This is a genomic window from Flavonifractor sp. An10, from assembly GCF_002161215.1.
Taxonomy (GTDB): domain Bacteria; phylum Bacillota; class Clostridia; order Oscillospirales; family Oscillospiraceae; genus Flavonifractor; species Flavonifractor avistercoris.
The window spans coordinates 72,321-85,030 of record NZ_NFMB01000005.1 but is presented as its reverse complement, the minus strand read 5'-3'; the positions used below and the strand labels follow the sequence as shown (position 1 = coordinate 85,030).

At 66.4% G+C, this 12,710-nt stretch carries 14 protein-coding genes; 6 read left to right on the top strand and 8 right to left on the bottom strand.

The annotated features are described in order from the left end of the window. Positions 1-48 precede the first annotated feature (48 nt). The gene (locus B5E42_RS10090; protein WP_242967091.1) at positions 49-789 is read left to right on the top strand and encodes a hypothetical protein; all 741 of its coding nucleotides are present in this window, start codon (positions 49-51) and stop codon (positions 787-789) included. Position 790: 1 nt separating this feature from the next. Here the strand turns inward: B5E42_RS10090 and B5E42_RS10085 are convergent, their stop codons facing one another. The 3 genes from B5E42_RS10085 to B5E42_RS10075 are packed head-to-tail and all read right to left on the bottom strand — an operon-like array spanning position 791 to position 1,829. Beyond that, positions 791-1,078 (bottom strand): hypothetical protein, encoded by a 288-nt coding sequence (locus B5E42_RS10085; RefSeq protein WP_087239248.1) that lies wholly within the window; start codon positions 1,076-1,078, stop codon positions 791-793. Beyond that, positions 1,071-1,523 carry a hypothetical protein gene (locus tag B5E42_RS10080; RefSeq protein ID WP_087239246.1) on the bottom strand — a complete coding sequence of 151 codons (453 nt, stop codon included), beginning with the start codon at positions 1,521-1,523 and terminating at the stop codon, positions 1,071-1,073. Before B5E42_RS10080 ends, B5E42_RS10085 begins: the two co-directional genes overlap by 8 nt. A gap of 24 nt (positions 1,524-1,547) precedes the next feature. Then, positions 1,548-1,829: a hypothetical protein gene (locus tag B5E42_RS10075; protein WP_087239244.1), complete on the bottom strand. Its 282-nt coding sequence runs from the start codon at positions 1,827-1,829 to the stop codon at positions 1,548-1,550. A gap of 74 nt (positions 1,830-1,903) precedes the next feature. Between B5E42_RS10075 and B5E42_RS10070 the strand changes: the two genes are divergently transcribed. The 5 genes from B5E42_RS10070 (at position 1,904) to B5E42_RS10050 (ending at position 7,459) form a co-directional block, all read left to right on the top strand. After that, positions 1,904-2,371 (top strand): metallophosphoesterase, encoded by a 468-nt coding sequence (locus B5E42_RS10070; RefSeq protein ID WP_087239242.1) that lies wholly within the window; start codon positions 1,904-1,906, stop codon positions 2,369-2,371. A gap of 18 nt (positions 2,372-2,389) precedes the next feature. Beyond that, positions 2,390-3,175 carry a type III pantothenate kinase gene (locus B5E42_RS10065; RefSeq protein ID WP_087239239.1) on the top strand — a complete coding sequence of 262 codons (786 nt, stop codon included), beginning with the start codon at positions 2,390-2,392 and terminating at the stop codon, positions 3,173-3,175. 59 nt (positions 3,176-3,234) lie between these two features. Further along, a complete protein-coding gene (locus B5E42_RS10060) occupies positions 3,235-4,599 on the top strand; it encodes an MATE family efflux transporter (protein ID WP_087239237.1) in 1,365 nt (454 codons plus the stop codon). A 74-nt stretch (positions 4,600-4,673) separates the two neighbouring features. Continuing rightward, complete coding sequence (locus B5E42_RS10055; protein WP_242967090.1) at positions 4,674-6,467, top strand: CvpA family protein; 1,794 nt, start codon at positions 4,674-4,676, stop codon at positions 6,465-6,467. Positions 6,468-6,532: 65 nt separating this feature from the next. Further along, positions 6,533-7,459 carry a DUF1848 domain-containing protein gene (locus tag B5E42_RS10050; protein WP_087239235.1) on the top strand — a complete coding sequence of 309 codons (927 nt, stop codon included), beginning with the start codon at positions 6,533-6,535 and terminating at the stop codon, positions 7,457-7,459. On the opposite strand, the gene B5E42_RS10045 is transcribed toward B5E42_RS10050, so the two are convergent. The 5 genes from B5E42_RS10045 to B5E42_RS10025 form a co-directional block, all read right to left on the bottom strand. Then, positions 7,407-8,828, bottom strand: coding sequence for a sodium:alanine symporter family protein (locus B5E42_RS10045; RefSeq protein WP_087239233.1), 1,422 nt, complete (start codon positions 8,826-8,828; stop codon positions 7,407-7,409). The genes B5E42_RS10050 and B5E42_RS10045 overlap by 53 nt on opposite strands. A 128-nt stretch (positions 8,829-8,956) precedes the next feature. Then, entirely contained in the window at positions 8,957-9,808 is an 852-nt protein-coding gene (locus tag B5E42_RS10040) for a 3-keto-5-aminohexanoate cleavage protein (protein ID WP_343214186.1), read from the bottom strand. 86 nt (positions 9,809-9,894) lie between these two features. Then, complete coding sequence (locus B5E42_RS10035; protein WP_087239231.1) at positions 9,895-10,911, bottom strand: cyclase family protein; 1,017 nt, start codon at positions 10,909-10,911, stop codon at positions 9,895-9,897. 40 nt (positions 10,912-10,951) lie between these two features. Further along, positions 10,952-11,881 (bottom strand): 3-hydroxyacyl-CoA dehydrogenase NAD-binding domain-containing protein, encoded by a 930-nt coding sequence (locus tag B5E42_RS10030; RefSeq protein ID WP_087239229.1) that lies wholly within the window; start codon positions 11,879-11,881, stop codon positions 10,952-10,954. 22 nt (positions 11,882-11,903) lie between these two features. Next, the gene (locus tag B5E42_RS10025) at positions 11,904-12,698 is read right to left on the bottom strand and encodes an SDR family oxidoreductase (RefSeq protein WP_087239227.1); all 795 of its coding nucleotides are present in this window, start codon (positions 12,696-12,698) and stop codon (positions 11,904-11,906) included. Between the last annotated feature and the right edge of the window lie 12 nt (positions 12,699-12,710).

Below are 12,710 nucleotides of genomic sequence, written 5' to 3'. Positions count from 1 at the left end.
AATCACAGGAGGAGGTGTCCGGCCCTGGAGCGAAAAAAGCGCAATCTGATGGTGGTGCTCATCGCCGCGGTCATCGTGGTGGCTATGCTGGCCAGCTTTGGGCTGCGGCTCTTTGTGCCGGACACGGCCAAGATCGTCCTGCCCACCCCGGCGGCCTCGGCCCAGCCGGGGACGGAGCCCGGCGCGGACAGCGGCGTGGTGCGGGTGGACGTGACGCCGGAGACGGTGCAGGACGTGATCGGGCAGACCCTCACCCGGCCGGAGAGCTACTTCCGGGAGGTCACCATCGAGGACTTCTGGGGGGAGGGGGAGAGCAGCACCACCACCGCCCAGGTGTGGGTGGACGGCGGCTGGACGATGACCGAGTCCGCCCTGGCCGGGGGAGCCGTCCGCCACACCATTGTGGGGGAGGGGCAGTTCTGGCTCTGGTACGACGGAGACCGCACCCCGGTCACCGGCCCGGCTGACGACCGCTCGGCGGATCTGGAGGGCCAGCGCATCCCCACCTATGAGGACGTCCTCTCCCTGGACACGGCGGACATCGCCGCCGCCGGCTATGAGGAGCGGGGGGGCCTGGCCTGCGTCTGGGCGCAGACCGCGCCCGACGCGCTGGGCTATGTGGAGACATACTGGGTGGCGGTGGACAGCGGCCTGCTGGTGAGCGCCGAGACCACCCTGGACGGCACGCTGACCTACCGCATGACGGCCTACACCATGGAGCGGCCCGCCCCGGCGGGCACGGCCTTTGCGCTGCCCGACGGCACGGTGCTCCACACCGCGGGGGAGTGACTCACTCCAGCCCCAGCAGCAGGAGCAGACCCAGGGTGATCACCAGCTCCATGTCGTCCCCCTCCAGAAAGAGGAACAGCAGAATCAGCAGCAGGAGCACGTCGCCGGTGTCCAGGCCCTCCAGCTTGAGTCCCTTGAGCAGCCCGGACAGGCCGCCGGCGGCTTTGTGCTCCGCCTTCTTCTCCGCCTCCGGGGCCTGTTCCGGCTCCGGCGGCGTGCGGACGGGGGGCGCGTCCTCCTCCGGGATGCGGGTGTAGGAGGCCCCGTTGGGAATGTAGCGGTTATACATCGGCGTCCTCCTTTCCCCTGTCCTGGAAGAGCCGGAAGGCCACCCGGATCACCCGGGCCAGCCTGGCGATCCGAACTGCCTGATCCAGCCTGGCGTACCGCTCCGGCTTGACGAAGGGCCTGAGGGCGGAGAGCAGGGCGGCCTTCCGGTCGTCGCCGGCAGAGTACTCGGCGTACAGCCGCAGCCCGGTCTGGAGCAGCTGGGGATCCAGCCCGGCCAGGGGGCTGTCCCCGCCGCCCAGGGCCCCCAGCAGGGCGGAGAGATCGGGGGCGGCATCCTCTCCGGAGGGGGGCGCCCCGCTCTCCGGCTGTTCCGCCGCCGCGCCGTCCGCCGGCGCGGCCTCCCCGCCCTGTCCCCCGGACAGGGCCTGGGCCAGGGAGGCGATCTGCCCCATGGCCTCGGGATCCCCGAGGATCGCCTGGAGTTTATCCTCAAATTCGGCCATGGCCTCCGCCCCCTCTCCTGAACGTTACTTCTTGCCGCCCGGCGGCACCGCCCGCCCCAGCTTTTCCACCAGGGCGGCCCCCTCCCGGGTGTCCATCACCTGGCGCACCATGCCGGCCAGGGTTTTGGTATCCCCTTTGGCGGCGGCGGTTTTCAGCTCCGCCCCGCCGTTCCGGCCCAGCAGCTCCATGAGCCGCCGGGTGTCCGGGGAGGAGAGCAGGCTCTGGAGCAGCTCCCGGTTTTTCAGCAGGGCGGCCGCCTTGGGATCCCGCTTGAGTTCGTCCAGATTGGACGGGATATCTGTCATACCATCAGCTCCATCTCCATGATTGATAGAAGGGTTCGCTCCATTCTATGTGCGTTCCCGGGAAAGGTGATAGCGTGAAGCTGCTTCTTTTTTCCGACTCCCACGGCAACGTGGCAAACATGGCGGACGCGGTGCGCCTGGAGCGGCCCGACCGGGTGCTCCACATGGGGGATCTGGCCCGGGACGCGGAGGAGCTGGCCCGCCGGTTCCCCGACCTGCCCGTCACCTATGTGCCGGGCAACTGCGACGGCCGCCGGCCTGATCTGCCGGAGGAGCGGGTGTTCACCCTGGAGGGGGTCAAAATTTTCATGACCCACGGACACACCTACCATGTGAAATCCGGCATCGCCCTGGCCGTCCGGGCGGCCCGGGAGGCGGGGGCGCGGCTGCTGTGCTTCGGCCACACCCATGAGGCCCTGTGCGAGTTTGAAAACGGGCTGTGGATCGTCAACCCCGGCGCCGCCGGGAGCATCGCCCGGCCCACCTACGCCGTGGCCGTCCTGGAGGGGGACGGGGCGGTGTGCTATCTGTCCAACATCTGAGAAAAGGGGAGAAACGCCGTGCTGTTAGTCATCGACGTGGGCAATACCAATATGGAGTTCGGCCTCTACCGGGGGGCGGAGCTGATCGGCAGCTTCCGCCTCATGACCGACGCCAACCGCACCAGCGACGAGCTGGGTCTCTGGCTGTGCCAGTATTTCCAGCGATTCGGGCTGGAGCTGGGGCAGGTGGAGGACGTGGTGATCGGCTCGGTGGCGCCCCAGGTGATGCACACCCTGAGCCGGGCCATCCGCACCTATGTGGGAAAGCGCCCCCTGGTGCTGGACGAGGATCTGGATCCCGGCCTGCCCTATGTGGAGTGTGACAGCGACGAGCGGCTGGGCCCCGACCGGGCGGCGGCGGACATCGCCGCCATCGCCAAGTACGGCGCCCCCGTCATCGTCCTGGATTTCGGCACCGCCACCACCCTGGACGCGGTGAGCCGGGAGGGGGTCTACCTGGGCGGCTGCATCACCGCCGGGGTGCGGGTGTCCATCGACGGCCTGTTCCAGAAGACCGCCCTGCTGCCCCGGGTGGAGCTGGTGAAGCCGGACACCGTCCTGGGCCTCACGGCCGTGGGACAGATCCAGGCCGGGGCGGTGCTGGGCTACATCGGCGCCATTGAGTACCTCATCCGGAAGGCCAGGGAGGAGGTGGGGGATCCGCAGGTCAAGGTGGTGGCTACCGGCGGGCTGTCCCGCATGGTGGCGGAGAACACCGACCTTATCGACGTGATCGACCCCCAGCTGGTGCTGGACGGCCTGCGCATCATCTACGAGCGGGCCCGGAGTACGGAAAACCGGTAAGGCGCGGCCCCTGTCCCGGACAGGGGCCGGCACACTGAGACGGAAGGTTTGGAGGGCGTATGAGCGACATCGAAAGGCAGAGCCGCGGGGCCATGGATATGACCCACGGCTCCCCGACCCGGCGGATCCTGCTCTTTTCCCTGCCCCTGCTGGTGGGGAATATTTTTCAGCAGCTGTACAACATGGTGGACTCGGTGGTGGTGGGGCAGTTTGTGGGCTCCTCCGCCCTTACCGCGGTGAGCACCGGCTTCCCCATCATCTACCTGCTGTCCTCCCTGTTCATCGGCTTCTCCATAGGCGCCACCATCATGATCGCCCAGTACATCGGCGCCGGAGACCGGGAGACGGCGGGCCGCACGGTGGATACCATCTACAGCGCCCTGCTGGCGGTGATTGTGCCGCTGACGGTGCTGGGGGTGGTGGTCAGCGGCCCGCTGCTCACCCTGATCCGGGTGCCGGCGGAGGCCTATGACCAGGCCCGGATCTACTGCATGGTGGTACTGGGCGGCATCATCGGCTCCCTGGGCTACAATCTGAACGCGGGCATTCTCCAGGGCCTGGGGGACAGCAAGACCCCCCTGATCTTCCTGGCGGTGGCCTGCGGCATCAACGTGGCGCTGGATCTCCTGTTCGTGCTGGCCTTCCACTGGGACGTGTTCGGCGTGGCCCTGGCCACCATCATCGCCCAGTTCAGCTCCTGGGTGTTCGGCATCTTCTTCATCAACCGGAAGTACCCCTTCATCCATATCCGGTTCTTCCAGATGAAGCTGGATCGCCGGCTGCTGCGCCAGGTGGTGCGCCTGGGCATCCCATCCGCCATCCAGGAGTGCCAGTTCTCCGTGGGCATCCTGATCATGCAGGCCCTGATCAACGGCTTCGGCAACTCCTTTGCCGCCGGCTTCGGGGCGGCCAACAAGATCGACACCTTTGCCTTCATGCCCATCCAGTCCTTCTCCACCGCCACCACCACCTATGTGGGACAGAACATCGGGGCGGAGCGGCTGGATCGGGTGCAGAAGGGGGCCCGCCGGGCCCTGGCCCTGGGCACGCTGGTGTGCATCGCCATCACCGCGGTGGTGATCCCCCTGCGCCGGCCCCTGCTCATGCTCTTCAACACCGAGCCGGATGTGGTGGCCGCCGGAGAGGCCTATCTGCTCCGGGTGCTGACCATGATGTTCATCCTGGCCATGATGTTCATCTTCAACGCCGTCCTCCGGGGCGCCGGGGCCACCACGGTGCCCATGGTGTCCTCCATCCTCTCCCTGTGGGTGGTGCGGGTGCCGGCGGCCTATCTGCTGGCCCATTTCCTCGGCCCGGAGGAGCTGTACTGGGCCTATCCCATCGGCTGGGCCGTGGGCCTGGCCATCAGCGCCGCCGCCTACCTGCGGGGCAGGTGGCGGGGCAAGGCCGTGGTGGGGCGGTAGCCCCTTGCCATATTCCGGAATTTAGGGTATACTACCTTCAACACGCCCCACCGACGCAAAGGAGAAGCAAAGCTATGGAACAAAAACCGACGAAACACGGAAAGGGCCCCAAGAGCCGGCTGGGCAAGATCCTGGTCAGCCTGCTCATCACCGCCGTGGTGGGCCTGGTCTATTTCTATGTGGCCCTGCCGCCCATCAACCTCCAGTCCAGTGACTTCTACACCTTCGTGGGCATCCTCTGCGTGGTGTATGTCCTGTGCGCCCTGGTCACCTCCGGCATGAACGTGGCCACCAGCGGCGGCGGGGTGAAGGACTACCTGCGCTTCATCAAGCAGCAGTGCCTCCCCGTGGGCATCCTGTTTCTGGCCCTGATCGCCGTGGCCCTGGTGGGCGCCATCCTGTCCGCCCCCATCTTCCGGGCGGCGGCCTACCGGGATCTCCTCACCGTGGAGAACGGGAAGTTCACCGAGGACATCAGCCAGATCTCCTTCGATGAGATCCCCACACTGGATCGCTCCTCCGCCGAGTACCTGGGCGACCGCCAGATGGGCACGCTCAGCGACATGGTGAGCCAGTTCGAGTACTCCAACGACTCCACCCAGATCAACTACCAGGGCCGGCCCGTCCGGGTGGCCCCCATCGCCTACGCCGATCTGATCAAGTGGTTCACCAACCGAGGCAGCGGCCTGCCTGCCTACGTGGTGGTGGACATGGTGACCCAGGAGGCCCAGGTGGTGCGCCTCAGCGAGGGCATGAAGTACTCCTTCTCCGAGCCCCTCAACCGCAACATCGTCCGCCATCTGCGCTTCCAGTACCCCACCTTTATGTTCGGCACCCCCCAGTTTGAGATCGACGAGGAGGGCCATCCCTACTGGATCGCCCCCCGGGTGGTCAAGACCATCGGCCTGTTCGGCGGCACCGACATCGCCGGCGCGGTGCTGTGCGACGCCATCACCGGTGAGAGCACCTATTGTGAGCTCTCCGAAATCCCCACCTGGGTGGACAACGTGTTCACCCCGGAGCTGATCATGCAGCAGTACGACTACCACGGCACCTATGTCAACGGCTTCATCAACTCCATCTTCGGCCAGCGGGACGTGACCGTCACCACCCAGGGGTACAACTACATCGCCCTCAACGACGACGTGTATGTGTACACCGGCGTCACCTCCGCCAACGCCGACCAGTCCAACCTGGGCTTCTTGCTGTCCAACCAGCGCACCAAGGAGACCAAGTTCTACGACGCCCCCGGCGCCACGGAGTACGCCGCCAAGGCCTCTGCCGAGGGCGAGGTGCAGGATCTGGGCTATGAGGGCACCTTCCCCCTGCTGCTCAACATCGCCGGGGAGCCCACCTACTTCATCCCCCTGAAGGACAACACCAACCTGGTGAAGAGCTACGCCATGGTCAACGTGGCCCAGTACCAGATCGTGGCCACCGGCGGCACCGTCAGCCAGTGTGAGCAGGAGTATATCAAGCTTCTGTCTGAGAGCGGCGTCACCACCACCGAGGAGCTGCCCCAGACCGAGGCCAGCGGCGTGATCGCCGAGATCCGCTCCGCCGTGCTGGACGGCAACACCTACTACTTCTTCCGCCTGGAGGGGGAGGATGTGTTCTACTCCGTCTCCGCGGCGCAGAGCCCCGCGGCGGTGATCCTGGACGCGGGCGACTCCGTCACCATCGAGCACGACGTGCCGGATGCGGAGAGCGCCTCCGACATCCTGAGCGGCGGCACCATCACCTCCTACCAGCGGGCGGAGGAGTCCGCCCCCACGGAGGTGGAGCCCGCGCCGCCGGTCACCGGCCAGGAGACCGAGCCCGCAGATACCCAGACCGGCACGGAGACCGTCCCGGAGGCGGCCGCATAAGGGAAACCCGCACAGGCGGACAGCGACGCTGTCCGCCTGTTTTTCACCTGGGAGGGGAATTTGCCATGATTGTATCCGCATCCCGCCGCACGGATATCCCCCGCTGGTACGCCCCGTGGCTGATGAACCGCCTGCGGGCGGGGGAGGTGATGGTGCGGGAGCCCTACCGCCCCCACCGGCTCCGCCGGTACGCCCTCACCCCGGAGAGGGTGGACGCCGTCGTATTCTGGACAAAAGATCCCCGGCCCCTGCTGCCCCATCTGGACGAGCTGGAGGGAATGGGCTTCCGGGCACTGTTCCAGTTCACCCTCACCCCCTACGGCGCCGACATCGAGCCCGGCCTGGGGGACAAGGGGGAGATCCTGGCGGCCTTCCAGGCCCTGGGCCGCCGCCTGGGGCGGGAGCGGGTGCTGTGGCGGTATGACCCGGTTCTGCTGACCGGCGCCATCGGCGTGGACTGGCACCGGGAACGGTTCCGCGTACTCTGTGAGCGGCTGTCGCCGTACACGGATCAGGTGACCCTCAGCTTTCTGGATTCCTACCCCGGCCGGCCCATGGACGGCCTGCGGGCCCCGGATCACCGGGAGGCGGCGGAGCTGGCGGAATTTTTCGGGGAGACGGCCCGGGCGTTCGGCCTCGCCCCGGTGATGTGCTGTGAGGCGGGGGACTATGCCCGCTATGGCATCGGCCGGGCCGCCTGCATCGACCGGGTACGGCTGGAGCGGGTGTGCGGCTGCCCCCTGGAGCTGAAGCCGGATCGGGGACAGCGGCCGGGCTGCGGCTGCTGTGAGAGCGTGGACATCGGGGCCTATGACACCTGCCCTACCGGCTGCCGCTACTGCTACGCCAACCGCTCACCAGGCCGCACCGCCGCCCGGCGCTCCAGGCACTCCCCCAACAGCCCCCTGCTGGTTGGAATCCCCGGCCCGGAGGACGAGATCATCGACGCTGATTGTGTCTCCGCCCGGGCCTCCCAGCTGCGCCTGTTTTAGCCTCCGTCCAGCGTTTCAGCAGGGACAGGGCCTCCGGCGACAGGGCCAGCAGGGCGCACAGGTTGGGCAGGGCCATCAGGCCATTGAAGATGTCCGCCAGCTGCCACACCACCGCCACGTCCCCCACGCTGCCCATCACGATGGCGGCCAGGAAGGCCGCCCGGAAGGGGAGCTTCCAGCGGTCGGAGCCGGTGAGATACTGGAGTCCCCGCTCCCCGTAGTAGCTGGTGCCCAGCAGGGAGGTGAAGGCGAAGAGCAGCAGGCACACCGACACAAAGGCCCCGCCAAAGGGGCCGTACACCGTGGAAAAGGCGGCGGCGGACAGGGGGGCGCCGGTCATGGCCCGGGTCACCGTGCCCGCCTGGATGGCGGCCAGGGCGGCCTCCTCCTGATAGACCCCGGAGGTGAGGATCACCAGGGCGGTGACGGAGCAGACGCAGATGGTGGCGATGAATACCTCGAAGATGCCCCACATGCCCTGCTCGGCGGGGTCTCTGGTGTTGGAGGCGGCGTGGGCGATGGCGGAGGTGCCCATGCCCGCCTCGTTGGTGAACACACCCCGGGCCACGCCGTAGCGCATGGCCGCCGCCATGCCGTAGCCCATGCCGCCCCCCAGGGCGGCCTTGGGGGTGAGGGCGGCGGTGAAGATCCGCTCCAGGGCGGCGGGCAGGGCGGCGCGGTGGACGATGAGCACCACAATGCCGCCCCCCAGGAATAGCAGGGCCATGCAGGGCACCAGCTTCTCGCTGACCTTGCCGATGCGGCCGATGCCCCCCAGGATCACGATCCCGGTGACCGCCGCCGTCACGATACCCACCGCCAGCCGGTCCCAGCCGAAGGAGGCCTCCAGCGCGGCGGCGATGGAGTTGGCCTGCACCACGTTGCCGCCCCCCAGGTTGGCGCACACGCAGCACAGGGCGAACAGGCAGGCCAGGCCCCGGCTGCCCAGCCCCTTCTCCATGTAGCACATGGGCCCGCCCCGCCAGCCCCCGGCGGGGTCTTTTTCCCGGTAGCGCACCGTCAGGGTTTTCTCCAGGCAGCCGGTCATCATGCCCAGGAAGGCGGACACCCACATCCAGAACACCGCCCCCGGCCCGCCGTAGAAGATGGCGGTGGCCACCCCGGCGATGGAGCCGGTGCCGATGGTGGCGGCCAGGGCGGTGGACAGGGCCTGGAGCCGGGTGAGGCCCTCCCCCTCCCGCCGCTTCTCCCGCCGGAGCAGGGCGCCCAGGGTGGTTTTCAGCCACAGGGGGGCCCGGAAAATCTGAAAGAAGCCGGTGCGCACCGAGAAGTACAGCCCGCACAGCAGAAAGAGCCCCAGCAGCCAGGGGTTCCAGATGAAATTGCCCAGCCGTTCCGCCCACGCCATGCCCCCACCTCCTGTCCTATTTTTTATGCCGGCGGGGTGCGGAACATGCCTGAGCTCTGGGCCGCGGAACGGCATGCAAAAACCCCGGAGTCCGTCGGACTCCGGGGGGTTGCGCAGGAGGGAGCAGATTACTTGTTCAGGCTGAGGATCTCGCGGGCCTCGGCGGGGGTGGCGACCTGCTTGCCGTACTCCTCGATGACGCGGCGGGCGCGCTCCACGAACTGGACGTTGCTCTCGGCCAGCACGCCCTTGGAGTACATGACGTTGTCCTCCATGCCCACGCGGATGTGGCCGCCCAGGGCCACGGCGCCGTAGAGCATCTCCATGGCGGAGTGGCCCACGCCGAAGCAGCTCCAGGTGGAGCCGGGGCACAGGGACTCCATGGTCTCCTTCATGAAGATCAGGTTCTTCATGGAGCCGGGGATGCCGTTGGCGCAGCCCATGCAGAACTGGAAGTGCAGGGGGGCCTTCAGAACGCCCTTCTTCAGGTAGTAGGCGGCGTTGGCGATCATGCCGGGGTCAAAGGCCTCGATCTCCGGCTTGACGCCCCACTCCTGCATGTTCTTGCCCAGCTCCTCCAGGAAGGAGGGGGGATTGAGGAACAGGGAGGTGTGCAGCCAGTTCATGGAGCCGCAGTCGTAGGAGCCCATCTCGGGGCGCAGCTCCTTCAGGTGGATCTGGCGGGTCTCCTCGGTGGCGTTGAGATCGCCGGAGGTGGTCATGTTCAGGATGATGTCGCAGTCGGGGTGGTTGGCGCGGAGCAGCTCCACCGTCTTGCGGAACTTCTCCTTGTCCATGGTGCCCTTGCCCTCGTCGTCCCGCATGTGCAGGTGGGCCACGGCGGCGCCGGCCTTCCAGCAGGCGTACACGTCCTCGGCGATCTCCTCGGGAGTCATGGGCACGTTGGGGTTGTTGGCCTTGGTGGGCCAGGCGCCGGTGGTGGCTACCGTGATGATGGTCTTATTCTTCAAATCGCTCATGGAATTCAGATCCTTTCCGATGGTGTAACGCCACGCAGAGCGGCGAGCATGGCGCCCGCCGCTCTGCGCGGTATAGAAGGTGCGGATTACTTCTTGTTGCGGTTGAACAGCTTGCGCATGTACTCCAGGCCGCTGTCGCCGTGGCCGGACTCGTCGGCGTAGCCGGTGCCGCCGTACTTGTAGGTGCGGTCGGGCACGCTCTTGTCGATCTCGTCCTCGTCGATCAGGGCCACGCAGCGGGACATGGCGCCGTCGCCCATGTACCAGCGCAGGGGGAAGCAGAAGAACTGGAACACCTTGCCGGCGGGGATCTTGTCCAGATCGCCGCCCAGGTTCTCCACGCCCACGATGCCGTGGCCCAGCATCTCCTTGTGGCAGGGCTCCCAGGTGCCCCAGACGCCCAGATCCTCCAGCTCGCCGAACTTCTCGTCATAGGCGGCCTGGCCGTGGATGCGGATGTACTCGAACTTGTCGAACTCGGCATAGGCCTCCTCGCCGAAGAGCTCCTTGTACTCCTCGGTGATGGGCTTGCCGGTGGCGCCCAGCAGGTTCATGCGGGTCATGCCGTTGTTGCCCATGGCGGTGTGCAGGGGGTGATCCAGGGCCTGGGAGTCCATGGCCACGCACTTGACGCCGTGCTTGACAAACCACTTGCCGGCGTCGATGCCGGTGCCGATGGAGTAGTGGTAGTAGGCCTTGGAGTCGTCGAACAGACGGTGCATGCCGGTGTTCAGGCACAGAACCTTGCCCTTCAGATCGTCGGGGTTGACGCCGCACTTCTTGCAGGCCTCGTCCAGGTGCTTGTCGGTGATCAGAGTCCAGGGCTCCACGTCCAGCTTCAGCACCACGGCCTCGCCGGTGTAGGCGTCGATGGGCATCTCGTGGGTGTAGCGGGCGCGGCGTCCGTCGAACTCATACTCCATCACGTGACGGGGGGCGTCGCAGTGGGTGCCGGTGTGCATGGTGCAGGTGATCTTGGAGGTCAGCACGCCGCCCTTGGCCATGGTGTGGGCGTTGGTGATCTCGGGCTTGTCAAAGTAGGGCCAGCGGGGAATCTCCGCGCTGAAGGGGTGGGTCAGGTCGACATAAACTTTCTTGCCCATAATCGTCAGTTCCTCCTTTAGAACGTATCAGATGAATGGATTACTTGCCGTAGAGCATGCGGATGAGGTACTCGTTGAGCTCGGCGTTGGACTGGGCCACCTGTTCGGGCGTCCACTTCTGGAAGCCCTCGCCGGTCTTGAAGCCGATCTTGCCCTCGTCCCGCAGCTGCCTGAGCAGGGGGGAGGGCTCGTGGGAGTCCTCCAGATCCTTCAGGATGTAGTCGTGGATGTTGTAGGTCAGGTCGGTGCCCACCATGTCGGCGTTCTCCATGGGGCCCAACTGGGGCAGCCGCAGGCCGAAGGAGTAGCGCACCGCCTCGTCCACGGTGGCGGCGTCGGCGATGCCGTGCTCCACGATGGAGATGGCCTCCCGCCACAGGGCGTGCTGCATGCGGTTGGCGATGAAGCCAGGCACGTCCTTCCTGCACAGCACGGGCTTCTTGCCCACGGAGCGGAGCACCTCCATGACGGTCTGGGCCGTCTCATCGGAGGAGGCGTCGGACTTGACCACCTCCACCAGGGGGATCAGGTGGCCGGGGTTCCAGAAGTGGGTGCCCACGAACCGCTCCCGGTGCTTGAGCTCGGCGGAGATCTCGCTGGGGCTCATGACCGAGGAGTTGGTGCAGAAGATGGTGTCGGGGCGGCAGCGCGCCTCCAGCTTAGCGAAGGTCTCCCGCTTGATCTTCATGTCCTCAAACACGGCCTCGATCACCAGATCGGCGTTCTTCACCAGATCACTGTCGATGTCGGTGGTGAAGGAGATGCGGGACAGGCGGTCATTGAGCTCGGCCTCGGTGATGACGCCCTTGTCCAGCAGCTGCTTGGTGTTGGTGCGGATGCCGGCCTCCACATCGGTGGGGTACAGGTCGTACATGCCCACCCGGAAGTCGGGGTTGGACGCGAACACATAGCCGATGTTCTTGCCCATCATGCCCGCGCCGCAGATGAGGATGTTCTTGATGTTCTTCATGCTGTTCGACTTCCTTCCCCAATCAGCAGGTCAGGTAGCCGCCGGAGCAGTCGCAGTTGGCGCCGGTGATGAAGTTGGAGGCGTCAGAGGACAGGAACAGGGTGTAACCCACGAAGTCGTCGGGCTCGGCCAGGCGGCCGATGGGCTCGCGCTTCAGGAAGTTCTGGTATACGGCGGACTCGGGGTCGAACATCCACTCGGTGAGATCGCTGCGGAACACGGTGGGGCAGATGGAGTTGACGTTGATGCCGTACTTGGCGGTCAGGTCGCAGGCCATGGAGGACACCATCAGATCGGCGCCGCCCTTGGAGGTGCAGTAGCCGGTGTAGCCCGCCATGCCGCGCTTGGAGCGCTGGGAGGTGCACACCACGATCTTGCCGCCCTTGCCCTGATCCACCATCTGCTGGGCCACGTACTTGCACACCACATAGACGCTCTTGCAGTCGGCGTCCATGATGTACTGCCAGTCGGCCACGGACTGCTCCAGGATGTTCTGGGGCTTGTTGTAGCCGTGGGTGACGGCCAGGATGTTGACCTCGCCGTACTGGGCGACGCAGGCCTTCACCATCTTGTCCACCTGCTCCTCGTCGGCGGGGTCGGCCACGGCGTAGGCGCAGTCAATGCCCTCGGCCTTGAACTCCTCCTCCAGGGCCTGGAGCTTCTTCTCGTTGCGGCCGGTCATGAAGACCTTGGCGCCGGCGTAGCCGTAGGCCTTGGACAGCACGGAGCCCAGCGCGCCGGTAGCGCCGGTGACCAGGGCCACCTTGCCCTTGACGGAGAACATATTCTCCACAAAATCCTTTTTCACAGGAACCATGACGATTCTTCC